The following is a 23,352-nucleotide window of genomic DNA, read 5'->3' on the forward strand; positions in this document are numbered from 1 at the left end:
ACGGTCGCATGAGGGTCGCCACCTGGAATATCAACTCGGTCGGGGCCAGGCTGCCGCGCATGCTCGAATGGCTGGAGGGCGCCGCCCCCGACGTCCTGTGCCTCCAGGAGCTCAAGTGCACGGCCGACGCCTTCCCGTACGAGGCCGTCGAGGCGCTCGGCTACCAGGTCGCCGCACACGGTGACGGCCGCTGGAACGGCGTCGCGATCCTGTCCAAGGTCGGCTTGGAGGACGTCGTGCGCGGCCTTGAGGGCGGACCCGAGTACGAGGGCGTGCAGGAGACGCGCGCGATCAGCGCGACCTGCGGATCCGTGCGCGTGTGGTCGGTCTACGTGCCGAACGGCCGCGAGCTCGTGCACGCGCACTACGCGTACAAGCTGGAGTGGCTGACGGCCCTCAAGGCGGCGGTCGCGTTCGACGCGGCCGGCGAGCGTCCGTTCGCGGTGCTCGGCGACTTCAACGTCGCCCCCACCGACAAGGACGTGTGGGACATCACGCTCTTCGAGGGCGCCACCCACGTGAGCGAGGCCGAGCGCACCGCGCTGGTCGAGCTGGGCAAGGCCGGCCTCGAAGAGGTCATGCCGCGCGCGCTCAAGTACGACGTGCCGTTCACCTTCTGGGACTACCGCAACCTCGGCTTCCAGAAGAACAAGGGCATGCGCATCGACCTCGTGATGGGCAACCCGGCCTTCAACGCGGCCGTCAAGGACTCCTACGTGGACCGCGAGGCCCGGCGGGGCAAGGGCACGTCGGACCACGCGCCCGTGGTCGTGGACCTGGACCTCTGACCGGCGGGTGCGCGGGGCTGCGCGCAAACGGCGTCGAGGTCCGCAGGCCCGCCCGGAGCCGGGGCTTCGGGCGGATCCGCGGACCTCGACGGCCGAGTGCTACAGGTACATCCCGTCACCGATGGGCGGACGCGTCGCCTCGACGGGGGCGGCGCCGTTCTTGAGGGCGTACAGCTCCGCGAGCGTGGACGCCGAGCCGACGCCGTTCGACGTGCCCAGCCACGCCGTGGCCTCCTGGAAGTCCAGCGGGCCCACCTCGATCTGCGCGAGGCACCGGCCCGGGCGTACGACCGCCGGGTGCAGCTGGCCGAGCGACTCGTTGGTGGTGATCGCCACGAGCACGTTGCGGCCCTGGCCCAGCAGCCCGTCGGTCAGGTTCAGCAGACGCGACAGCGCCTGCCCGGTGGAGCGCTTGGCCTCGCCGCGGATCAGCTCGTCGCAGTCCTCCAGGACGAGCAGCCGCCACCGGGTGTGCTCGGAATCGTCCTCCTCGCCGGTGCGGCCGATCGCGACGTCCATCAGATAGCCGGTGTCGCCGAACAACGCCTCGGGGTCGAGCACGCAGTCCATCCGGCACCAGTCGCGCCATTCGCGCGCGAGCGAGCGCAGCACCGTCGTCTTGCCGGTCCCGGGCGGCCCGTGCAGCAGGATCAGGCGGCCCGCGACGTCCTCGCGGCCCACCGCCATCAGCTTGTCGAACGCCGAGGCGGTCGCGCCCGTGTAGTTGCGGCGGATCTGCGTCCACGGCGCCGCGGTGATCGAACGGGTCGTGCGGTACGGGCCGCGCCGTGCCGAGTGGTACCAGAACCCCATCGCCACCGACTCGTCCTGCGGCAGGGGTTCGGCCTTCGCGTTCTTGACCGCCTTCTTCATCACCGCGCGGCCGGTCTTGGGGTTGTCCGCGGTGACGGTCACCTCGCCGCCGCCGCTGCGCCACACCACCGCGCGCAGGGTCCAGCCCTCGCCCGCGGCGAGGGTCGACTGCCGGTCGTCCTCCTCCACGGTGCGCAGCACCTTCGCACCGCGCGGCACCAGCTTGGCGCCCGGCCGGATGCGGTCGAGCCGGGTGGTGCTCGCCCACGGCTGGCGGCCCGAGACGAACTCGGCCAGCGTGAGGGCGTCGATCACGTCGTACGGGGTGTCCGAATCGTCGAGTCCGAGGGAGTAGGGCAGGGTCTGGGAGGGGTCGAGGGACGGCGACGCGTCGCCGCCGCCGGTCTCGGCGGCCTCCACCCCGTGGATCCGGGCCGGTATCTGACGGGGCATGGACATGCCTCGATCATCCGTGCCGCCGGGGCGTGCGTACAGCGGTTTTGCCCAACCCGGACGCCTTACGGCCGTCCGGGCACCCGGGGTCGCACCCTTGTTCGCTCACCGGTCAGGACAGTTGACGCTGTGTCAGCGGGGTTCGTACGCCGCGTCGAGCGCGATCACCACGGCGGCGAGGGCCTCGTCGTGGCCGAGGCCGAGCCGTGCCGCCCGGCGCGCGTACTCGCCCGCCGCCGCGGCCGCCTCCCGGCGCGCGGTGTCGCCGACCGCCGCGACGAACGTGCCGTTGCGGCCCCTGGTCTCGACGACGGAGTCGGCCTCCAGTTCGCGGTAGGAACGGGCGACGGTGTTGACCGCGAGGCCCAGTTCGGCCGCGAGGGCGCGTACGGTCGGCAGCTTCGTGCCGACCGGCAGCACCCCGGTGCGGGCCTGCTCGGCGATCTGCTCGCGCACCTGCTCGAACGGCGGCACCTGCGAATCCGGGTCCAGCGTGATCTCCATGGCGGCAAGTCTCGCGCACCACACGGCCGCGGACCGCTCGCGCGGGTGACGGTGTGGCGCGTTGATCCCGTGTCCCATGCCTGCATGAATCGTTGCCCGGACAGCAGGACACGGCAGATTGGGATTGGGGCTGATCACGCGATGGGCACCGCGGTCGACCACCAGGAGCACCGGCACCACAACCACGAGCACGGCGAGGGATGCGGCCACGTCGCGGTACCGCACGGCGACCACATCGACTACGTGCACGACGGGCACATCCATCGCGTACACGACGGGCACATCGACGAGTGCTCGCCGAGCGGGCACCACGTGCACGAAGGGCACCATCACGACCACGGCGACGGCTGCGGGCACGTCGCGGTGCCGCACGACGACCACGTCGACTACATCCACGACGGCCACCGCCACGCACGGCACGACGGGCACTGGGACGACCACTGACCCAGGCGCCGGCCGGCCTTCGCGGTCGCGGCAAGTCCGTTCACCCGCCCGCGTAATCCGTTCGCCGAGAGGCGAATCCGTACACATCGTGACGTCGACCGGGGAAGTCTCGGTACATGGACATTCTGGTGATCGGCGGATCGGTGTTCGTCGGACGGACCGTCGTCGAAGCGGCGCTGGCGCGGGGACACGCGGTCACGACCTTCAATCGGGGGCGCACCGGCACGGACGTGCCGGGCGCCGCGACCGTGCGCGGCGACCGCGAGGACAAGGCGGACCTGGCGCGGCTGGCGTCCTCCGGGCGCTGGGACGCGGTCGTCGACGTCTGCGGATTCACCCCGCGTGTCGTCGGCGACGCGGTGCGGGCGCTGAACGGCCGTGCGGAGACCTACGCGTTCGTCTCGAGCATCTCGGCGTACGGGGACTGGCCGGCGAAGCGCGTCGACGAGCAGTCGCCGCGCCTGGCGTGCGCGCCCGACGCCGACGAGGGGGACGGCGACTACGGGATACTCAAGGCGGGCTGCGAGCGTGCGGTCGAGAGCGGCTTCGACGGGCGCGCGCTGGTCGTGCAGCCGGGCCTGATCCTCGGCCCGTACGAGAACGTCGGCCGACTGCCGTGGTGGCTGCGCCGCATCGCCGCCGGCGGCCGGGTGCTGGCCCCCGGCGATCCGGACCGCTCGATGCAGGTCATCGACGTACGCGACCTCGCCGCGTTCATCCTCGACCAGATCGAGGCCCGCGCCGAGGGGCGCTACCTCGTGAGCGGTTCGCCGGCCAACACGACGATGGGCGCATGGCTCGGCGACTGCGTCGCGGCGACCGGTTCGCACGCGGAACTGGTCTGGGTCGACGACGACTTCCTGCTCGAACGCGACGTCGCCCCGTGGACCGAACTCCCGCTGTGGACCCCGCCGACCGACGAGTTGGCGGGCGTCTGGCTCCCCGACCCCGCGAAGGCCGCCGCCGCGGGCCTCAAAACCCGCCCGGTCCGGGAAACCGTCGCCGACACCTGGGCTTGGCTCACGTCCGAGGGTGCGCCGGAAACCCTCCCCAAGTACCGCTCCCACACCGGTTCCCAAGGCATCACCCCGCAAAAGGAACAGGCATTGTTGAAAGAGTGGACCACCCGCTGACCCCGCGCCTGCGTGCAACTGCAGTGGCAGCGCGGCAGCGGCAGCGTGCGACAACAGCGGTCGGGGAAGCCGACGGCCGCACCTGCGTCGCCCGCACCCCTGTCCATCCGTCACGCACTGACCCGGAGACTCGCGTGCGCTCCGCCCCTGGCCCAACTCGGCCACGCGCGGGTGCGCGCACTTCGTCCTACGCGCTCACCCACCGTCCATTCGCGCGCCTACCCTCATCGGCTCACGTGTCGGCCCACTGCCGCAGGCCCGACGCCGGTAGCCGCCAACCGACCCGGCCGTCCACGATCGGCCAACTCACCCCCGACCGACTCGCTCGCGGACCGGTGTCGACATCCGGCCGGTGCGACGGTCCTTTGGTTGCCCGAGTGGCGCGGTGACCGGCCAACGCGTCGACCCGGTGCGTGACTCTTCCTCACTCCCTTGCGCGCCGACCGCTGGCCCCGGCCGAGGGTCTTTCCTCACCTCGCGGTCTTCGGACGCGGTGGCGGCCGGGGGTTTGTGGGGGTTTCGGCGTCCGTAGGGTGGGGCCGTGCGTCCGATACGTGGGTTGGCGGGGCTGCCGGAGCGTTTTCCGGGGCGGGTGTTCGGGCTGCCCGCGGTCGATGTCGCGTTGGCGCTCGCGATGCTGCCGGTGCAGGTCATCGGGGTTTTCATCGTCTCGGTGCCGGTCTATGTGCTCGACACCGGCGGCGGGGAGCCGAGCCGTCTCGAGGGCAAGGACGTCGACTGGCTGGCGTGGGTGCTGCTGGTGGCCGCGTCGTTGCTGCTGGTGGCGCGGTCCCGGTGGCCGCGCTGGACGCTCGTCGCGGAGAGCGGCGTGCTTGCCGCGTTCATGATGCGCGGTTATCCCGTCGGGCCCATCGTGCTGCCGGTGATGTTGTGCCTGTACGCCACGGCGGCCGCCGGTCGGCGGCGCAGGACCGCGGTCGCCGCGCTGATGTTCATCGTCGCCATGTGCAGCCTCTGGGTGCCGAGAATGGCCCGCACGCTGGACAGTGCCGCGACGTTCATGGGCTCGGTGACGCTCTTCTACGCCGTGGTCCTCGCGACGTTCGGCGGGCCGGTGCTCGTCGGCGAGGTCGTCCGGGTGCGCCGGGAGGCGGCGGAGGCCCGCCTCGCGCAGGCGGTCCGCGACGCGGAGAAGCGCGTCGCCGAGGAGCGGCTGCGGATCGCACGCGAGCTGCACGACGTGGTCGCGCACAGCATGGCCGGCATCGCGGTGCAGTCGGCCGCGACGCTGCGGTTGTTGGGCGATCCCGACCCGGAGGTACGCGACTCGTTGATCGCCATCCGTACCGCCAGCCGCGAGGCGTTGCGCGAACTCCGGTCCACAGTCGGCATGTTGCGCGAGACCGGACTGCCGGACAACGACGGTCTGGAGCGCTTGGGCACGCTGCTGGAGGCGGTGCGCAACGCCGGTGTGCCGGTCGAGTTGGAGCGCTCCGGGGCGGCGGTGGCGCTGCCCGCGGAGACGGGGCACGCGGCGTACCGCATCGTGCAGGAGTCGCTCACGAACGTGCTGCGGCACGCCGGACACGGCGCGTCCGCCCGGGTGCGGGTGGCGTACGGTGACAGCGAACTGGTCCTGGAAGTCGTCGACGACGGCCGCGGTCTGACCGAGGGTCAGGGCAGCGGGCACGGGCTTCCCGGGATGCGCGAGCGCGCCGAGTCGGTCGGCGGCACGCTCGTCGCCGGGGCGGTCACCTCGGGGGAGGGCGGACCGTGCGGCGGGTTCCGGGTCGCGGCGCGCCTGCCGCTGGCCGTGCGACGAGGGGAGGCGGGATGATCCGGATCGGGCTGGCCGACGACCAGGCGCTGGTGCGCACGGGTTTCCGCGCGCTCCTCGGCACCGAGCCGGACTTCGAGGTCGTCGGCGAGGCGGCCGACGGCGGTGCGGCGGTGGCACTGGCCCGCGAACAGCGGCCCGACGTCATGCTCATGGACATCCGGATGCCGGACGTCGACGGCCTGACCGCGACGCGGCGCATCGCCGGGGATCCGGAGTTGGCCGGTGTACGGGTGGTGATCCTGACGACGTACGCCGAGGACGCCAACGTGTACGCCGCGTTGCGCGCGGGGGCGAGCGGGTTCCTGGTCAAGGACGCCGAGGCCGAGGAACTGGTGCAGGCCATCCGGGTCGTCGCGCGCGGCGACGCGCTGTTGTCGCCGGGCATCACACGGCAGGTCATCGACATGTTCACGCGCTCGCTGATCCGCACTCCGCGGGACGCCGCCGCGGGGGAGACCCTGCTCGACGCGCTGACCGAGCGTGAACGCGAGGTGCTGTGCGAGGTCGCGGCCGGGCTCACGAACGACGAGATCGCCCTGCGGCTGGCGATGAGCCCCAACACCGTCAAGACCCACATCAGCCGCGTGCTCGCGAAGCTCGGCCTGCGCGATCGGGCGCAATTGGTCGTGGCGGCCTACGAGTCGGGCCTCGTGCGGCCGAAGCGCATAGTCCCGGAGGGGTAGTCCCCCGGGGGTAGCGCAGGTGCCGGCTACAGCGCGCGGGGCAGCCCACGACCGTTCCGCCGGGCGACGCGACGCGCGCGTGCGGGCGCGATGATCGCCGTACGCGATCGCACCGATCGGGCGATCCTCCGCCGCAAGAAGGGTACGCCCGCCATGCGCCTGGACGACGTTCTCCCCGAATGGCACTTCCGCGAACGCCACACGATCGAGATCGACGCCTACGCGGACACGGTCTTCCGGGCCATCGAGGAGCTGACGTGGCGTGAGGTCCCGGTCTTCCGAAGGCTGATGGCGCTGCGCTTCGTCGGCCGCGACGCGACGGCGGATCCGCGCATCCTGTCGTCGATGACGAAGGACGGCTTCACCGTCCTGGACCGCTCGGACAACGAGCTGGTGATCGGCTTCTTGTCGACGCGGACGGGACGGCGCGTGCCGATCGCGGGCGAACTGCCGGCCGATGCGATGCGGGCGTTCGACGAGCCGGGCCACCTCAAGATCGTCTTCAACTTCCTGCGGCGCGGGTCGACGGTCACGACGGAGACCCGCGTGTGGGCGACCGACGAGCGTTCGAGGCGGGTCTTCCGGACGTACTGGGCGGTGATCCGGCCGCCGAGCGGGCTGATCCGGCGGGTTTGGCTCCGGGCGATCCGCGAACGGGCGGAGAACGAACCGGTGTTCCTGTGACCGGCGGACCGCGGTGACCGAGCGGACGCCCACCCCGGCGGCCGCGCGGGGCGCGGTGCCGGGGCGGGCGGTCTCTGCTCTGGCCGGGGGCGGGATTGCCGCCGTGCTGGTCGGCCGCACCTGGCCGGGGGCCTTCGGGCGGGTGCCGGACGGGCGGGTTCCCGCGGCCTTGGACTCGGTGTCGCCGGTGCTGCTGGTGGTGGGCACGGTCGCGTTGATGCTGGCGACCGTCTGGGGAGGCCGCGTCCTCGGCGCGGCGGCCGGTGCCCGGGCGGCGGTCCGAACCGGGGGACCGGCGGGTGTCAGGAGACGGCGTACACCTTCTCGACGAACTCGGCGATCTGGTGGTCGGTGACGTTCCGGGCGAGGTCGGCTTCGCTGATCATGCCGATGAGCCGGTGGCCGTTCTGCGTGTCGATCACCGGCAGGCGCCGGATCTGGTGCGTCTCCATCATGTCCAGCACGTCGTCGAGCGTGGTGTCGGCGTCGCACCAGTGCAGGTTCCCGGCGAGTTCGCCGGCCCGGACGCCGGCGGGGTCGCGTCCCTCGGCACAACAGTGCAGCACGATGTCGCGGTCGGTCACCATGCCCTTGAGCCGGTCGTCGGTGCCGCAGATCGGTACGCAGCCGACGTCCATGTCCTTCATCATCTTCGCGGCTTCCATGAGCGACGCGTCCTCGGGGACGCACTTGGCGCCGGAGTGCATCACGTCACGGGCCTTCATCATGGTCGTGTCCATGGCAGAGCCTGTCCTTTCGTCAAACGGTCGGACGCTTCGATCACAACAGACCCCCGGAGGCCCCGCCACTTGGCGCCGGTGCGGCGGTGAGCACTGAGGACCGGATGTGATCAGGTCTGTCCGCTGACGCGCGCTTAGGCTAGCCTCACCTTCGTTCACGATGCCCGGAGCCGGGCGTATTCCGGAGGATGCGGTGACGGGCGGGCGGGGTGGCGATGGGTGACGCGCTGACAGGGCGCACGGTGCTGCGGCAGACGGTACGCGGGCAGTCGCGACGGGTGGCCCTGGCCTCCGTCCTAGGTGCCGGGCACCAGGCGGGCGAGGCTGCGGTGCCGGTCCTCATCGGTGTCGTCATCGACCGCGCGGTGGCCCACGACGACGCGGGCGCGTTCGCGGTGTGGATCGCGGTGCTCGCCGTCGTGTACCTCGTCTTGGCGTTCGGCTTCCGCTTCGGCGCACGCGCCGGGGAGCAGGCGGCCGAGATCGCCGCCCACGACCTGCGGCTGCGCATCGTCGACCGGGTCCTCGACCCCGTCGGCGGCGCCGACCGCGGACGGCTGCCCGGCGCTCTCGTCAACGTCGCGACCGAGGACGCCAAGCGCGTCGGCGGCGTCAACATGGGCGTGGTGCTCGGCATCGGCGGCCTCACCGGTCTCGCGGTGGGCGCGGTCGCGCTGCTGCGCATCTCGCTGCCGCTGGGACTGATGGTGCTGCTCGGCGCGCCGCCGCTGCTGTGGCTCGGGCACATGGTGGGCAAGCCGTTGGAGCGCCGGAGTTCGGCGGAGCAGGAGCGGGCCGCGCACGCTTCGGGGGTCGCGGCGGACCTGGTCGCGGGACTGCGGGTGCTCAAAGGCATTGGCGGCGAGTCCGCCGCGGTCGCGCGCTACCGGACCACGAGCCGCGACTCGTTGACCGCGACGCTTCGGGCCGCCCGGGCGCAGGCGTGGCAGGGCGGCGTCGTTCTCGCACTGGCGGGGGTGTTCATCGCTTTGGTGGCGCTGGTCGGCGGGCGGCTGGCCGCCGACGGCCGCATCAGCCTGGGCGAACTCGTCGCCGCCGTGGGCCTCGCACAGTTCCTGCTCGGCCCGCTGTCGATGTTCTCCTACATCAACGCCGAGTTCGCCCAGGCACGGGCGTCGGCGGCGCGCATCGCCGAGGTGCTGGGCGCGCCGCCTTCGGTGCCGCCCGGCGACGTGCGGCCGACCGAGCCGGCGGGCGGACGCCTCGTCGTCCGGGACCTCGCGCACGGTCCGCTGCACGCCGTCGGGTTCGAGGCCGCGCCCGGCGAGTTCGTCGCGGTCGTCGCGGTCGATCCCGCGGAGGCCGCGGCGCTGCTGCGCTGCCTGGCCCGCGACGCCGACCCGGACGCCGGCACGGTCGAGCTGGACGGCGTGGCGCTGCCGCTGCTGGCGCCCGACGGACTGCGGTCCGCCGTCCTGGTGGCGGCGCACGATGCCGACCTGTTCGAGGGCTCGCTCGAATGGAACGTCGCCGCGGTGGGCGCGGACGGCGTCGGCGTCGAGCGCGCACTTGCCGCCTCCGGTGCCGACGACGTCGCCGACGCCCTGCCGAAGGGCACCGCGACGGTCCTTGCCGAAGGCGGCAGTTCGTTGTCCGGCGGGCAGCGCCAACGCGTCGCCCTGGCCCGTGCGCTGGCGGCCGATCCGGCCGTGCTGGTGCTGCACGATCCGACGACGGCGGTGGACGCGGTGACCGAGGCGCGGATCGCGACCGGCGTACGGGACCTGCGGCGCTCCGCCACCACCATCGTGGTGACCACGAGCCCGGCGCTGCTCGCGGTCGCGGACCGCGTCGTGTTCCTCGCCGAGGGGCGCGTCGTCGACACGGCACCGCACGCCGACCTGGTACTGCGGCACGAGGACTACCGGACGGCGGTGCTGGCGTGACGACCGGCGTGGGACAGGAACGCGCGCACGACCCGGGCAACGAGCCCGGCCCGGACACGCCGGGAGACGTCCTCGGCACCCGAATATCCGGGCCTCGGCAGTCCGGCGAACAGCCGGACTCCGAACGCGAGCTGCTGCCCACCGCGACCCCCGCGCGCACCCGGGCGGTGATCGGCGGGCTCGTACGCCCGCACCGCGTGCTCGCGTGGTCCTCCCTGGTGGTCATGGTCGCGGCCACCGTCATCGAGCTGATGACGGCTCCGCTGCTCGGGCACATCGTCGACCTCGTCGCGGACGGGAAGTCCGCCGATGCCCTGACCTGGCCGGTCGTGGGGCTGGTGCTGGTCGCGGTCGCCCAGGGGGCGGCGGTGGCGTACGGCTTCTCGCTGGTCGCGCGCCTCGGCGAGACGGTGCTCGCGACCCTGCGCGAGCGCGTCGTCGAACGGGCGCTCGGGCTGCCGTTGGAGCAGGTGGAGAAGGCCGGTTCCGGGGACCTGACGTCACGGGTCACGGCCGATGTGTCGCTGGTCGCCGAGGCCGTGCGGCGCGCGCTGCCCGTGCTGGTGCGGTCGGTCCTGACGATCGTGCTGACGCTGGGTGCGCTGGCCCTTCTCGACTGGCGCTTCCTGCTGGCCGCGCTGCTCGCGGTCCCGGTGCAACTGCACACCGCTCGCTGGTACGTCGGCCGCGCCGTCCCGCTGTACGCCGCGGGCCGGGTCGCCGCGGGCGCCCGGCAGCAGCAGTTGCTGGACAGCATCGGGGGAGCCGCCACCGTACGTGCGTTCCGCCTCGGCACCGAGCACCGCGCCCGTGCGGAGCGGCGCTCGGCGGAGGCGATGGACCTCACGCTGCGCGGCGTACGCCTGGTGCTGCGCTTCTACTGCCGCCTGCACATCGCCGAATTCGTGGGCCTCACCGCCGTGTTGGGTGCGGGGTTCCTGCTGGTGCGGGACGGGTCGGCGTCCATCGGCACGGCCACCGCCGCGGCCTTGTACTTCCACGCGCTGTTCGGACCGATGAACAACGCGCTCGTACTCCTCGACGACGCGCAGTCGGCGATGGCCGGACTGTCCCGGCTCGTCGGCGTGGCCGACCAGCCGGCGCCCGACGAGGGGCACCGCGCCGAGGCGTCCGGTGCGTCGGTGGAGGTGCGCGGGCTGCGGCACGCGTACGGCGCGGGCGGGCCCGAGGTGTTGGCCGGCGTGGACCTGGTCCTGGCGCCCGGCGAGCACGTTGCGGTCGTGGGCGCGAGCGGCGCCGGGAAGACGACGCTGGCGAAGCTGATCGCGGGCGTGCACGTGCCGTCCGGCGGGACGGTGTCGGTGGGCGGCGCCGCGCTGGCCGACCTGGGGCCGGAACTGACGCGGCGTACCGTCGCGCTGGTCACGCAGGAGGTCCACGTCTTCTCCGGGCCGCTCGCTGACGACCTGCGGCTGGCCCGGCCCGAGGCGGCCGACGGCGAACTCCGGGCGGCGCTGGAGCGGGTGGGTGCGCTGTCGTGGGCCGAGGCGTTGCCGGACGGCCTGGACACGGTCGTGGGAACCGGGGGCCACGCTCTGACGGGCGCTCAGGCGCAGCAACTGGCGCTCGCCCGACTCGTCCTCGCCGATCCGCCGGTCGCCATCCTCGACGAGGCGACGGCGGAGGCGGGCAGCAGCGGCGCGCGGGCCCTGGAAGCGGCGGCTTCGCGCGCGCTGGAGGGGCGTACCGCCCTGGTCGTGGCGCACCGGCTGACGCAGGCGGCATCCGCCGACCGCATCGTGGTCCTGGACGCGGGCCGCGTGGTCGAGATCGGCACACACGACGAACTACGGGCCGCCGACGGCCAGTACGCCGCCCTCTGGCAGGCCTGGTCCGGTACCCGCAAGGCGACCGGCTAGCCGCACAAAGCGCCGTCGAAGGTGGCGCGGTCGACGAGGTTTTCGGCCTGCGTTGCCAGGTGACGACCCACCTGGTCAGCCGTGGCCGCCGGTGATCCCGATCGACCGTCACCACGCGTCGTGACGGTGTCCGACCGTGAATGCGCTCAGCCCATGACCCCTGGGTCGTGTCTTCGAATTTCCGCCGGGCCCTCTCGAACCGTGGCACGTTGCGGGCGTGCGCCGGGCCCGGCGGCCCTCCTTCGCCCTCGCAAGTCGCCGGGTTACGGACCTTGCCGCAAGGCCCGGCGTGCAAGCACCACTGCCCGCGGGCTTTCGGCGGGAATGTGAAGACACTCCGTAGCCGACGCGGAAACTCCCCGGCCCCCTCTACCGTCCCCCCGCCATCAACTGTCCTGGGGCACACCAACTACCCCCATAGGGACGGCTGTTGCAGGTGTGCTGTCGGATAAGCTCCGCGACCGGCCGGGTGTGCTCGTAGGTGGCTCGTCTGGATTGGGCGGGTCGGTGACATATGCGGTGATGGGCCCGCCGGGTGGTGCTCCGGCGGGCCCATCGTCGTTGCGGTGTGCGATATGTCGCGCGGTTGGCGGTCGTTGTGGCGTCGGCCTCAGTCGGTGCCGGACTCCATTGCGGCGCGGTCGAGCAGCGCCTCTTCGTCCGAGACCTCGCCGCGGGACGCGATCGCCTGGGCGTCCCCCTTGTCCATGGCGCCGATCAGGCCGGTCGAGGCGGCCTGTGCCGCGCCGATCGGCGTCGGGTGGTCGGTGCCGACCAGGCCCAGGCCCGCGTACTGCTCGAGCCGCGCGCGGGAGTCGGCGATGTCCAGGTTCCGCATGGTGAGCTGGCCGATACGGTCCACCGGGCCGAACGCCGAATCCTCGGTCCGCTCCATGGAGAGCTTGTCCGGGTGGTAGCTGAGCGCGGGGCCCCGGGTGTCAAGCACCGAGTAGTCCTCGCCGCGCCGCAGCCGGACGGTCACCTCGCCGGTGATCGCCGTGCCGACCCACCGCTGCAGGGACTCCCGCACCATGAGCGCCTGCGGGTCCAGCCACCGGCCCTCGTACAGCAGGCGGCCCAGCCGGCGGCCCTCGTTGTGGTACGCGGCGACCGTGTCCTCGTTGTGGGTCGCGTTGAGCAGGCGCTCGTAGACGATGTGCAGCAGCGCCATGCCCGGCGCCTCGTAGATGCCGCGGCTCTTGGCCTCGATCACCCGGTTCTCGATCTGGTCGGACATGCCGAGGCCGTGCCGGCCGCCGATCGCGTTGGCCTCCATGACCAGGTCGACCGCGGAGGCGAACTCCTTGCCGTTGATGCTGACCGGACGGCCTTGGACGAAGCCGACGGTCACGTCCTCCGCGGCGATCGCCACCGACGGGTCCCAGAACCGCACGCCCATGATCGGCTCGACCGTCTCGATGCCGGTGTCGAGGTGCTCGAGGATCTTCGCCTCGTGCGTGGCACCCCAGATGTTGGCATCGGTCGAGTAGGCCTTCTCGGTGGAGTCCCGGTAGGGCAGCCCGTGCTCGAGCAGCCACTCGGACATCTCCTTGCGGCCGCCGAGCTCCGTCACGAAGTCCGCGTCCAGCCAAGGCTTGTAGATGCGCAGGTGCGGGTTGGCCAGCAGCCCGTAGCGGTAGAACCGCTCGATGTCGTTGCCCTTGAAGGTGGAGCCGTCGCCCCAGATCTGCACCCGGTCCTCGAGCATCGCCCGCACCAGCAGCGTGCCGGTCACGGCACGGCCCAGCGGAGTGGTGTTGAAGTAGGGGCGCCCGCCGGACCTGATGTGGAACGCGCCGCACGCGAGCGCGGCGAGGCCCTCCTCGACCAGCGCGGCACGGCAGTCGACGAGTCGCGCGATCTCGGCGCCGTAGGTGGAGGCGCGGCCGGGCACGGACGTGATGTCGGGCTCGTCGTACTGCCCGATGTCGGCGGTGTACGTGCAGGGGATGGCGCCCTTGGCGCGCATCCAGGCGACGGCGACCGAGGTGTCGAGCCCGCCCGAGAAGGCGATGCCTACGCGCTCTCCGGTGGGAAGGGAGGTGAGGACCTTGGACATGGCAAGACTATGCACCAGCCCGTATGAATATGCAAGGCCGCAGGTTGGGGCCGCGTATTCGGGTCGGGCCGCCTGATCGGGCGGCTCGATCAGGCGCGACGCCATTTGTACCCGAGAGGGTGAAAAGGCCGGGCGTGTCCGCGGCGTACGCGGTTGCCGGACGCACAGCTGCGCCGCGCTCGCGCAAGCGCCCGTCCGTACGTCCGCCAGAGGCGGATTGGGACGGTCAGCGCGGCGGTATTCGACGCTGTTTGCGAAACCGGTGAGAGTCCCGATGAGTTCGCCCGGTAGTGCGAACAAGCGGCGTGTTTTCCGGAAAGAGAAGAAGCGCCGGAGCGCTTGGTCGATGCCTTCCCCGAAGTCCCCCGAGCGCGGCGCTTACCGGGCCTTTACGCTCCGTAGATCTATGCTGACCAGGGAGAACCCTGGCCTTGTGTACCTGATGTGCCCCCGGCAGGAATCGAACCTGCGACCAAGCGCTTAGAAGGCGCCTGCTCTGTCCGCTGAGCTACGGGGGCTGGGGCGATTGAGGATCATGCACGGGATCCGGCCGCGGCACAACACAATAGAGCCGCTTGCCGTTGGTACTGCCCACGCCGCCGCGACCGTTACCTGATCAGACGCAGTTGGCGGCCAGAATGTGATCAGGCGGGTTCCGGTTCCTGGCAAAACGGACACGGTCGGTCGTGGGAGGTGCGACGGCCGGTTCCGGATGGACCGGCTCCGCCCGGTCATGGCCAACCACCTGCGAGGACGTACACAAATGAACGGCACCAGGCCGCTGCGCGCGGCGCTCATCGGGTACGGGCTGGGCGGCGCCGCGTTTCACGCGCCGTTCCTGGAGGCTCTGCCGGACTTCGAGTTGGCCGCCGTCGTCACCGGCAACCCGGAGCGAGCCTCGGCGGTGCGCGAGCGGTACGGCGACGGCGTCGAGATCGTCGCCGCGGCCACGGAGCTGTTCGACCGCTCCGACGAGTTCGACCTCGCCGTGGTGACGGTGCCGAACCGGTTCCACGCCCCCTTCGCGCGCGAGGCGCTGGAGGCCGGTCTCCACGTGGTGGTGGACAAGCCGTTCGCCGGAAGTGCCGCCGCGGGACGGGAGTTGGCCGCACTGGCCGAGGCGCGCGGGCGGACTCTGTGCGTGTTCCAGAACCGGCGTTGGGACGGTGACTTCCGTACGGTGCGCCGCTTGGTGGCCGACGGTGAACTCGGCGACGTCCTGCGCTTCGAATCACGATTCGAGCGGTGGCGGCCGCAGCCCGCGCTGGGCGGCTGGAAGGAGGACGCCGATCCGGCCGCGCTCGGCGGTATCCTGTTCGACCTCGGCAGCCACCTCGTCGACCAGGCCGTCGCGTTGTTCGGACGCCCCGAGCGTGTGTACGCCGAACTCGACCTGAGCCGCCCGGGCGTCGCCGTCGACGACGACTCCTTCGTGGCGCTGACTCACGCGGGCGGTGTGCGCTCGCATTTGTGGATGAGCGCAACCGCCGCCGACATCGGCCCGCGGTTTCGGCTGCTGGGCAGCAAGGCGGCGTACGTGAAGTACGGCATGGACGTCCAGGAGGCCGCCCTGCGCGCCGGCGCCGCGCCCGACGCGCCGGACTGGGGTGAGGAGCCGGCCGAGGCGTGGGGGAAGGTCGGCACGCCGGACGACGCCCGCCCGTTGCGCACGATGCCCGGCGCTTACCAGGACTTCTACCGGGAGGTCGCGGCGACGCTGCGCGAGGGTGCGCCCTCTCCGGTACCGCTGGCCGAGTCGATCGCCGTTCTGGAGGTCATCGAGGCCGCACGGCAGTCGTCGCGTGAGGGTGTGGTCGTGTCGCTGCCCCCCGCGTGACCCGCCACGCGCAGGACGCGCCGCGAGATGCTTTCGTGGGCGTGGGCGTGGGTGCGACCAGGGCGGTTGTTGCGGCGGCCCGGGAGAGGCGCTCGTGAGGCCGGTGGCATGCGTGCGCAGCGCGTCACCGAAACGGCTGGGTGATTTTCCCCGATAACTGGGGATTGTGCAGTCGTGGTGATGACGTGGTGATGACGTGGTGAGCCGCGCGAGCGCAGGACTGTCCGCGGCGGTGGCCCGGCTGCGGGACGAGGCCGCCGACCTGCCTCTGCCGCTTGACCTGCCGGGTGCCGGCGAGGCCCGGCGTACGCGCACCGAACTGGTCTCCCAGCTCGACGACTACGTCCTGCCGCGCCTACGACACCCCGAGGCGCCGCTGCTCGCGGTCGTCGGGGGATCGACGGGCGCAGGCCGCTCGACCCTGGTGAACTCGCTGGTGGGTCGCGAGGTCAGTCCCGCAGGAGTCCTGCGCCCGACCACGCGCGTACCGGTCCTCGTGTGCCGTGCGGCCGACCGCCGCTGGTTCTCCGGCACGCGTGTGCTCCCCGGTCTGCGCCGCGCCGCCCGTCCGACACGGGCGGCCGGTGAGGGGCCGGCCCTGGTGCTCCGGGTCGACGACCGCGTGCCGCAGGGGCTGGCGGTCCTCGACGTCCCCGACATCGACTCGGTCGACGGCGCCAACCGTGCGCTCGCGGTACGCCTGCTGGGTGCCGCGGACATCTGGCTGTTCGTCACGACGGCGGCGCGCTACGCGGACGCGGTGCCGTGGCGGTTGCTGCAGGTCGCGCGGGAGCGCACCGCCGAGATCGCGGTGGTGCTCAACCGGGTGCCGGATGGCGACCTCGACGAGATCCGCCCGCACTTCGAGGCGCTGCTCGGCGGCGCGGGCCTCGGCGGCGTACCGCTGTTCGCGCTCCCGGAGACGACTCTCGTCGGCCGCATGCTGACGCGGGATCAGATCGCACCCGTCCGTGCCTGGCTGTACGACCGGGCGATGCATGCCGATACGCGCGAGACGGCCGTACGTCGGACACTCGGCGGCGTTCTGGGCAGCCTTCCCGACCGTGCCGATGCACTGGGCCGGGCCGCGGGGCGGCAGCACGAGGCGGTCGGTGCGCTCGCGGTGTGCGTGGACCGCGCGTACGCCGCCGCGCGCCGGTATGTCGACGGAGCGCTGCGCGGCGGCTCGGTCCTCACCGGCGACGTGCTCGCGCACTGGCGGGCCTGGGTGTCGGCGGGCCTGCCCGAATCCGGCGTGCCGGAACTGGAGGCGGCGCTGGTGGAAGGTGTCGAGAGCCTGTTCCGCGACGTCGCCGAGCGCGCCGCCGGGCTCACGTCGACGTGCTGGCGCGGCAGACCGGGCGGCCTCGCCCTGGTCGACGACCGGATTCCCGGCGGCGCGACGGGGTCGGGGGACGTTGGGGCTGCTGGGTCCGAGGCTGGGTCCGAGACCGACACGACGGCAGACCCGCGCGCGGCGGCGGCCCGTGCGGCGGCCGAGTGGCGCGCGGAGGTGGTGGCGCGCGCGGCCGCCGGCCTACCTGATGGGACGTCAGGACGGGCGCGGGCAGGCGTACTTCTGATGACCGCGGCGCTCGGCTATGACGCGGACACGGGCGCCGGTGGCCACTCTGCCGGCAACACGACTGACTCCGACGCCTCAGGCGGGAGTGAGGCGGCCACGCAGGCGCGTGCGGCTCTTCCGGCAGCTCTCGCCGCCGAGATGGAGCCTTTGCGCGCGTCGGTGCGCGGTCGGGCCGCGCAGCTGCTCGACGCCCAGCGGGATGTGCACATGCGCACTGTCCGGGCACTGCGCACCGTGCCCGGCGACCGGCTGGGCGCGGCGACGGACGCGATGAGGAGGGCCGGATGAGCGGGGCGGCCGAACGCTTCGGGTCCGGGCCGTACGCCGGTCATGACTACGGGACCGCGGAGGAGCCTTCGCGCGTGCTCGCACGGCTGTCCGCACTCGACCGGATGACCGTCGCGGCGGACGGCCGCATGGCCGCGGAACACCTCGCCGAAGTACGCGCGTTGCTCGACCGTGCGGACGCACGGCTGCGTACCGCACCGCAACACGCCGTCGTCGCACTCGCGGGCGGCACCGGGTCCGGCAAGTCCTCGTTGTTCAACGCGCTGATCGGCCTCGATCTGTCGCGGACCGGGGCGCGCCGACCGACGACGGACACCGCGCTGGCCTGTGCGTGGGACCCCGAGAGCGCCCGGCCGCTGCTCGACTTGTTAGGCCTGCCGCGCTCCCGGCAGATTCCGCGACACGGCGCACTCGACGACACGGGCCCGCTGCAAGACCCGGTGTTGTCCCGCCTCGTCGTCGTCGACCTGCCCGACCACGACTCCGTGGAGACCGGGCACCGCGACGAGGTCGACCGGTTCGTCGCCGCGGCCGACCATCTGATCTGGGTGCTCGATCCGCAGAAGTATGCGGACGCCGCCGTGCACGAACGCTACTTGCGCCCGTTGGCCCGGCACGGCGACGTGATGACCGTCGTGCTGAACCAGGTCGACCGGCTGCCCGAAGGCGGCGCCGACGACTGCCTTCCCGACCTGCGGCGCCTACTGGCCGCCGACGGGCTGCCGGACGTGCGGCTCGTTGCGACATCGGCGGTCACCGGCGAAGGGGTGCGCGAACTGCGCGACATCGTCACGGCCGTCGCCGCGGGCCGCCGTGCCGCAATCCTGCGTCTGGCGGCGGATCTCGACCACATCACCGAAGAGATCGACCCCGAGTTCACCGGCGTGGTGCCGGGCGCCGAACCCGTATCCGGACAGGTACGCGCGGAACTGCTCAAGGGCCTGGGCACGGCGGCGGGCCTCGGCGCGGTCGCGGCCGCGTCCGCCGCCTCGCCTGCCGCCGCGTCGGCGGGCACGGCGGGCCGGGCGGTCCGGACGGGCACCGGTGGGCCTCGACGGCGGGTGCCGGTGCAGACGCACCGGGTGGACTTGGCCGTACGCGGGGCCGCCGCCCAGCTGACGCGCGGTCTTCCGGAGCCGTGGGCGGCGCAGGTACGCCGTGCGCTCGGCCGCGGCGCGCAGCGTGTGCCGGCCGCGTTGGAGGCCGAACTGTCGACGGCGTCGGACGCGTCTGGACCACCTGGAGTGCCGGGACTGCCAGGTCTGACCGGCTTGCCCGCCAAGGTGCGTGTGGCCGCCGTGGTCCGCTGGGTGGGCGTGGCACTGGCGTGTCTCGGGATTGCCGGTGTCGCCCTGGCCCTGGCCGGCGTAGAGCCGGTGGGCCCCTGGAACGGCTGGTACGCGGCGCTCCTGCCGCTGCTCGTCGGCATCGTGTCGGCGGTGTGCGCGACGTACGCCGAGCAGTCGTGGCGTATCGACGCCGCGCGGGAGCGGCAGGCGGCGGTCGAACGGCAGCTCGCCGACCGGGTCGCCGACGTGGTGGACGAGTACCTCGTGGAACCCGCCAACGGGGAACTCGAGCGCTATCGCGAGGCGCACGCGCTGTTCGTCGCCGCTCGCGAGCCGTTGCACGTCCGCTGACGCCGCGCAAGCCACTTCCGCGATCTGTGGACGAAGGGCCACCGTCCCGGGGGATGGCGCCGCACGATTCGAACGCCCGCTGCCGCCCCGCCGGGCGGATTCCTCGCCGATGCGTTCGACCGCGAGCCCCGCGACCGAAAGTTGTCCACAGATTCACGCCGGACGGCGATCCGGCACCCGGTGGTCGTGGATCGTTGAGGCACGGCAACGCGACGCCGACCCGACCCAGCCGACGAACCGCACCCAACGGAGGCCCCGTCGTGAACGACACCTTTGTCACGCTCATCGGCAACGTCGTCAGTGAGGTACGCACGTCGGTCACCGGCAACGGCGTCCCCATGGCCAGGTTCCGGCTCGGCGTTTCGCCGCGCAGGTTCGACCGCGAGGCGAACCGGTGGGTCAACCGCGAGTCCAGCTACTACACGGTGGTCGCGTGGCGGCGGCTGGCCGAGCACACCATGAGTTCGGTGGAGAAAGGGGATCCGCTCGTGGTCGCCGGCAGACTCTGCGTCCGCGAATGGCAGCGGGACGAGCGATGGCACACGAGCGTGGACGTCGAGGCGTATTCACTCGGCCACGATCTGGCACGGGGAACCTCGCAGTTCACGCGCGCCCCACGCCGGGAAAGCGACGCGGGTCACATCTCCGTGGCACGCACCGAATCCGATTCGCCTCGGGCGCGTGCGGCGTAGGACACTCATGGGCGAGGCACGAATCGGCGCGGCCCAGGCGGGGGGCCTGAGCAGGCGTTCCGGGGGCGGGAATCGTCCGCCACCCGGGCAGCACGATGAATCAGCGGCCGAATCAGCGGCCGTCGAGCCGTACGGCATCGCGGAACCCCTGTCCGGCAGGTACGGACTCCGGTGGTGTTCCGCCGCGGCCGTCGGTGTCCGGTCGGGTTCGCCCCCGCCCCGCGCCGCATAGGACACTCGTCCGGAGCGGATATCGACAGACCCTAGGATCGGGAGCATGGCGGAGTTCATTTACACGATGAGGAAGACCCGCAAGGCGCACGGGGACAAGGTGATCCTCGACGACGTGACCTTGTCCTTCCTGCCCGGCGCGAAGATCGGCGTCGTGGGTCCCAACGGTGCGGGCAAGTCGACCGTGCTCAAGATCATGGCGGGTCTCGAGCAGCCCTCCAACGGCGACGCGTTCCTGTCGCCGGGCTACAGCGTCGGCATGCTCCTCCAGGAACCTCCGCTCAACGAGGAGAAGACGGTCCTGGAGAACGTCCAGGAGGGCGCCGCGGAGACGCTCGGCAAGCTCAACCGCTTCAACGAGATCGCCGAGCTCATGGCGACCGACTACTCCGACGCGCTGATGGACGAGATGGGCAAGCTCCAGGAGGAGCTGGACCACGCCAACGCGTGGGACATCGACGCCCAGCTCGAACAGGCGATGGACGCGCTCGGCTGCCCGCCGGGCGACTGGGCGGTCACGAACCTGTCCGGTGGTGAGCGCCGCCGGGTGGCGCTGTGCAAGCTGCTGCTGGAGGCGCCCGACCTGCTGCTGCTCGACGAGCCCACCAACCACCTCGACGCCGAGTCGGTGCAGTGGCTGGAGCAGCACCTGGAGAAGTACGCCGGCACCGTCGTCGCGGTCACCCACGACCGGTACTTCCTCGACAACGTCGCGCAGTGGATCCTGGAGCTCGACCGAGGCCGCGCGTTCCCGTACGAGGGCAACTACTCCACGTACCTCGAGACCAAGCAGACCCGTCTCAAGGTCGAGGGCCAGAAGGACGCCAAGCGCGCCAAGCGGCTCAAGGAAGAGCTCGAGTGGGTCCGCTCCAACGCGAAGGGCCGGCAGGCCAAGAGCAAGGCGCGCCTGGCCCGTTACGAGGAGATGGCGGCCGAGGCCGACAAGATGCGGAAGCTGGACTTCGAGGAGATCCAGATCCCGCCGGGCCCGCGCCTGGGCAACGTGGTCATCGAGGTCGATCAGCTCAACAAGGCGTTCGGCGAGAAGGTGCTGATCGACGACCTGTCGTTCACGCTGCCGCGCAACGGCATCGTCGGCATCATCGGTCCGAACGGCGCCGGCAAGACCACGCTGTTCAAGATGCTGATCGGCGACGAGACGCCGGACGACGGCAACATCAAGGTCGGCGACACCGTCAAGATCTCGTACGTCGACCAGGGCCGCGCCAACATCGACCCGAAGAAGACGCTGTGGGAGGTCGTCTCCGACGGCCTCGACTACATCAACGTCGGACAGGTCGAAATGCCGTCGCGCGCCTACGTGTCGGCGTTCGGCTTCAAGGGCCCGGACCAGCAGAAGCCGGCCGGCGTGCTGTCCGGCGGTGAGCGCAACCGCCTCAACCTCGCGCTCACCCTCAAGCAGGGCGGCAACCTGCTGCTCCTCGACGAGCCGACCAACGACCTCGACGTCGAGACCCTGTCGTCGCTGGAGAACGCGCTCCTGGAGTTCCCGGGCTGCGCCGTGGTCGTCTCCCACGACCGGTGGTTCCTCGACCGTGTGGCGACCCACATCCTCGCCTACGAGGGCGAGTCCAAGTGGTTCTGGTTCGAGGGCAACTTCGACTCGTACGAGAAGAACAAGGTCGAGCGTCTCGGCGCGGACGCGGCCCGTCCGCACCGCGCGACGTACAAGAAGCTCACCCGCGGCTGACCCGGACGCCGACGCGGACAGTCCACGGTCTCCCCGCGTGTGCGGGGGAGTTCCACCCACCCGTGGCTGACGCGGGCAGTCGGCCCCCGTCCCCGGTGCTCGCGTGAGCAACGCGAGGATTCGGGACGGGGGCCGCTCCGTGCGGCACCGTTCTCCACAAGCTCCGCCACAGAAAGGGCCGATCGTGGCCAGGCACGTGTACCAGGCGACTCTGCGGTGGTCCGATATGGACGCCTATCGGCACGTCAACAACGTCCAGTACCTCCGCTACCTGGAGGAGGCGCGCGTGGACATGATGTTCACGCTCGGACAGCGCGAGGGTGCCAAGACCCTCGCGGAGGGCGTCGTGATCGCCCGGCACGAGATCGACTACCGCCATCCGCTGGTGTGGCGGCCCGAGCCGATCCGCGTCGAGACCTGGGTGATGTCGATAAGGGCGGCGCAGTTCCAGCTGGCGTACGAAATCCTGGACGACGACCACGTCTACGCACGTGCCACGTCCGTCCTGGTGCCCTACGCGCTCGACGACCAGCGCCCGCGCCGGCTCAACCAGGACGAGCGGCGTTACCTCGAAGGCTTCCTGGAGGCCTGACCACCACCATGACCGCCCTGCACCTCGTCGACGGGTCCGCCGTCGCCGACCTCGCCGGATACCTCGTACGCCTGCTGCGCTACGACCGGGCCGCCGTCGTCCACCTGCGGGCCGACGGTGCGGTGCTCGGCACCTTCGGCCGTGTCCCGTTCGGCGGCGGCACGTCCGGCGTGGTCGCGCTCCGCACCACCGAACTGGCCGATCCCGTACGCGTGGACGCGGCGGTGTCCGCAGGCCGCCTGCTGGACGCGCTCGCGGCCGTGGAGGACGAGCACGGCAAAGCGTCCAAGGAGACCGCGGTCGTGACGGCCCCGCCCGAGGTGACGGGTCCGCCGTGGACGGCCATGTTGCCGCCGCGTACCGGCTGGGTGCAGTTGGCGTCGCTGCCGATCGCCGGGCTGGTCCGCGAAGTCGCGGAAGCCGTCGGGCGGTTCCGCGGCAGTACCGAGGCATTGCCCGCCGAGGAGCGTACTCGCGCGGCCCTGGACCAGATGGCCGAGGACGTGTGGAGCCGGGCACTGAGCGGAGTCCCCGGCACCCATCTCCCGCTGCGTGCCGCACACGCAGCCGCGTCGCTGGGGTTCCTCGGCTCGGTCGACGCCGGCGCCGAGGCCACCGTGCTGTCGGTGGGGGGATGGCTGCGGCTCGACGCGCCGTACGGCTCGGTGTCGGTGCGCAGATCCGGCGGCCCGAGTCTGTTCGTGCCCCGCTGACCCGCACCGGCCGGGGACCCGTCGGAGTACCGGCGGCGGAACGTCTATCGTCTCGTCTGTCGTGTGGCGTCCCGTGATCGCATCCGTGGCGCGACCGCCGGACGACGGTCCGACCGAAGTGACTGCCCACGTGATCGCCGACGTGATCACCACAGTGACCGCCACAGTGACCGC

General features: G+C 72.0%; 19 protein-coding genes and 1 tRNA gene. 15 read left to right on the plus strand and 5 right to left on the minus strand.

Annotated features, from left to right (window positions below):
• Positions 1-8: 8 nt before the first annotated feature.
• Positions 9-788, plus strand: a complete 780-nt coding sequence (locus ACWD12_RS29885; RefSeq protein WP_358349358.1) for an exodeoxyribonuclease III — start codon at positions 9-11, stop codon at positions 786-788.
• Between the two features lie 99 nt (positions 789-887).
• Here the strand turns inward: ACWD12_RS29885 and ACWD12_RS29890 are convergent, their stop codons facing one another.
• Positions 888-2,060: a DUF5925 domain-containing protein gene (locus ACWD12_RS29890; RefSeq protein WP_450102166.1), complete on the minus strand. Its 1,173-nt coding sequence runs from the start codon at positions 2,058-2,060 to the stop codon at positions 888-890.
• A gap of 126 nt (positions 2,061-2,186) precedes the next feature.
• Entirely contained in the window at positions 2,187-2,558 is a 372-nt protein-coding gene (locus tag ACWD12_RS29895) for a GntR family transcriptional regulator (RefSeq protein ID WP_450102167.1), read from the minus strand.
• A gap of 141 nt (positions 2,559-2,699) precedes the next feature.
• On the opposite strand from ACWD12_RS29895, the gene ACWD12_RS29900 reads away from it, so the two are divergent.
• The 5 genes from ACWD12_RS29900 to ACWD12_RS29920 all read left to right on the plus strand — a co-directional run bounded on the left by ACWD12_RS29900 (position 2,700) and on the right by ACWD12_RS29920 (position 7,303).
• Positions 2,700-3,002 carry a hypothetical protein gene (locus ACWD12_RS29900; RefSeq protein WP_450102168.1) on the plus strand — a complete coding sequence of 101 codons (303 nt, stop codon included), beginning with the start codon at positions 2,700-2,702 and terminating at the stop codon, positions 3,000-3,002.
• A 116-nt stretch (positions 3,003-3,118) separates the two neighbouring features.
• A complete protein-coding gene (locus ACWD12_RS29905; protein ID WP_450102169.1) occupies positions 3,119-4,135 on the plus strand; it encodes an NAD-dependent epimerase/dehydratase family protein in 1,017 nt (338 codons plus the stop codon).
• 541 nt (positions 4,136-4,676) lie between these two features.
• Complete coding sequence (locus ACWD12_RS29910; protein WP_358349368.1) at positions 4,677-5,933, plus strand: sensor histidine kinase; 1,257 nt, start codon at positions 4,677-4,679, stop codon at positions 5,931-5,933.
• Positions 5,930-6,619: a response regulator transcription factor gene (locus ACWD12_RS29915; RefSeq protein WP_358349371.1), complete on the plus strand. Its 690-nt coding sequence runs from the start codon at positions 5,930-5,932 to the stop codon at positions 6,617-6,619. Before ACWD12_RS29910 ends, ACWD12_RS29915 begins: the two co-directional genes overlap by 4 nt.
• A 153-nt stretch (positions 6,620-6,772) precedes the next feature.
• Positions 6,773-7,303, plus strand: a complete 531-nt coding sequence (locus ACWD12_RS29920) for a hypothetical protein (protein ID WP_450102170.1) — start codon at positions 6,773-6,775, stop codon at positions 7,301-7,303.
• Between the two features lie 302 nt (positions 7,304-7,605).
• Here ACWD12_RS29920 and ACWD12_RS29925 read toward each other — a convergent pair whose 3' ends face one another.
• Positions 7,606-8,043 (minus strand): CBS domain-containing protein, encoded by a 438-nt coding sequence (locus tag ACWD12_RS29925; protein WP_450102171.1) that lies wholly within the window; start codon positions 8,041-8,043, stop codon positions 7,606-7,608.
• A 215-nt stretch (positions 8,044-8,258) separates the two neighbouring features.
• Here ACWD12_RS29925 and ACWD12_RS29930 point away from each other — a divergent pair, with 215 nt between their 5' ends.
• Both ACWD12_RS29930 and ACWD12_RS29935 read left to right on the plus strand, forming a co-directional pair.
• Positions 8,259-9,950, plus strand: coding sequence for an ABC transporter ATP-binding protein (locus ACWD12_RS29930; RefSeq protein ID WP_450102172.1), 1,692 nt, complete (start codon positions 8,259-8,261; stop codon positions 9,948-9,950).
• 83 nt (positions 9,951-10,033) lie between these two features.
• Positions 10,034-11,830, plus strand: a complete 1,797-nt coding sequence (locus ACWD12_RS29935) for an ABC transporter ATP-binding protein (RefSeq protein ID WP_450102215.1) — start codon at positions 10,034-10,036, stop codon at positions 11,828-11,830.
• 610 nt (positions 11,831-12,440) lie between these two features.
• Here the strand turns inward: ACWD12_RS29935 and argG are convergent.
• A complete protein-coding gene (argG, locus tag ACWD12_RS29940) occupies positions 12,441-13,889 on the minus strand; it encodes an argininosuccinate synthase (RefSeq protein ID WP_450102173.1) in 1,449 nt (482 codons plus the stop codon).
• Between the two features lie 445 nt (positions 13,890-14,334).
• Positions 14,335-14,407: transfer RNA gene (locus ACWD12_RS29945), tRNA-Arg, on the minus strand.
• 245 nt (positions 14,408-14,652) lie between these two features.
• Between ACWD12_RS29945 and ACWD12_RS29950 the strand changes: the two genes are divergently transcribed.
• The 7 genes from ACWD12_RS29950 to ACWD12_RS29980 all read left to right on the plus strand — a co-directional run bounded on the left by ACWD12_RS29950 (position 14,653) and on the right by ACWD12_RS29980 (position 23,178).
• On the plus strand, positions 14,653-15,726 hold the full coding sequence (locus ACWD12_RS29950; RefSeq protein WP_450102174.1) for a Gfo/Idh/MocA family protein: 1,074 nt from the start codon (positions 14,653-14,655) through the stop codon (positions 15,724-15,726).
• 199 nt (positions 15,727-15,925) lie between these two features.
• Entirely contained in the window at positions 15,926-17,599 is a 1,674-nt protein-coding gene (locus tag ACWD12_RS29955; protein ID WP_450102175.1) for a dynamin family protein, read from the plus strand.
• A complete protein-coding gene (locus ACWD12_RS29960) occupies positions 17,596-19,239 on the plus strand; it encodes a GTPase (RefSeq protein WP_450102176.1) in 1,644 nt (547 codons plus the stop codon). Before ACWD12_RS29955 ends, ACWD12_RS29960 begins: the two co-directional genes overlap by 4 nt.
• Positions 19,240-19,499: 260 nt before the next feature.
• Entirely contained in the window at positions 19,500-19,931 is a 432-nt protein-coding gene (locus tag ACWD12_RS29965; RefSeq protein WP_450102177.1) for a single-stranded DNA-binding protein, read from the plus strand.
• Between the two features lie 277 nt (positions 19,932-20,208).
• Entirely contained in the window at positions 20,209-21,873 is a 1,665-nt protein-coding gene (ettA, locus tag ACWD12_RS29970; protein WP_358349395.1) for an energy-dependent translational throttle protein EttA, read from the plus strand.
• Between the two features lie 184 nt (positions 21,874-22,057).
• Positions 22,058-22,465 carry an acyl-CoA thioesterase gene (locus ACWD12_RS29975; protein WP_358349398.1) on the plus strand — a complete coding sequence of 136 codons (408 nt, stop codon included), beginning with the start codon at positions 22,058-22,060 and terminating at the stop codon, positions 22,463-22,465.
• Between the two features lie 8 nt (positions 22,466-22,473).
• On the plus strand, positions 22,474-23,178 hold the full coding sequence (locus ACWD12_RS29980; protein WP_450102178.1) for a hypothetical protein: 705 nt from the start codon (positions 22,474-22,476) through the stop codon (positions 23,176-23,178).
• Positions 23,179-23,352 lie beyond the last annotated feature (174 nt).

It is taken from the genome of Streptodolium elevatio (assembly GCF_053592165.1).

Excerpts from the sequence above, each read along its gene's own strand:
- ACWD12_RS29885 (WP_358349358.1), top strand. The coding sequence starts at position 9 with ATGAGGGTCGCCACCTGGAATATCAACTCGGTCGGGGCCAGGCTGCCG.
- ACWD12_RS29890 (WP_450102166.1), bottom strand. The coding sequence starts at position 2,060 with ATGTCCATGCCCCGTCAGATACCGGCCCGGATCCACGGGGTGGAGGCC.
- ACWD12_RS29895 (WP_450102167.1), bottom strand. The coding sequence starts at position 2,558 with ATGGAGATCACGCTGGACCCGGATTCGCAGGTGCCGCCGTTCGAGCAG.
- ACWD12_RS29900 (WP_450102168.1), top strand. The coding sequence starts at position 2,700 with ATGGGCACCGCGGTCGACCACCAGGAGCACCGGCACCACAACCACGAG.
- ACWD12_RS29905 (WP_450102169.1), top strand. The coding sequence starts at position 3,119 with ATGGACATTCTGGTGATCGGCGGATCGGTGTTCGTCGGACGGACCGTC.
- ACWD12_RS29915 (WP_358349371.1), top strand. The coding sequence starts at position 5,930 with ATGATCCGGATCGGGCTGGCCGACGACCAGGCGCTGGTGCGCACGGGT.
- ACWD12_RS29920 (WP_450102170.1), top strand. The coding sequence starts at position 6,773 with ATGCGCCTGGACGACGTTCTCCCCGAATGGCACTTCCGCGAACGCCAC.
- ACWD12_RS29925 (WP_450102171.1), bottom strand. The coding sequence starts at position 8,043 with ATGGACACGACCATGATGAAGGCCCGTGACGTGATGCACTCCGGCGCC.
- ACWD12_RS29930 (WP_450102172.1), top strand. The coding sequence starts at position 8,259 with ATGGGTGACGCGCTGACAGGGCGCACGGTGCTGCGGCAGACGGTACGC.
- argG (WP_450102173.1), bottom strand. The coding sequence starts at position 13,889 with ATGTCCAAGGTCCTCACCTCCCTTCCCACCGGAGAGCGCGTAGGCATC.
- ACWD12_RS29950 (WP_450102174.1), top strand. The coding sequence starts at position 14,653 with ATGAACGGCACCAGGCCGCTGCGCGCGGCGCTCATCGGGTACGGGCTG.
- ACWD12_RS29960 (WP_450102176.1), top strand. The coding sequence starts at position 17,596 with ATGAGCGGGGCGGCCGAACGCTTCGGGTCCGGGCCGTACGCCGGTCAT.
- ettA (WP_358349395.1), top strand. The coding sequence starts at position 20,209 with ATGGCGGAGTTCATTTACACGATGAGGAAGACCCGCAAGGCGCACGGG.
- ACWD12_RS29980 (WP_450102178.1), top strand. The coding sequence starts at position 22,474 with ATGACCGCCCTGCACCTCGTCGACGGGTCCGCCGTCGCCGACCTCGCC.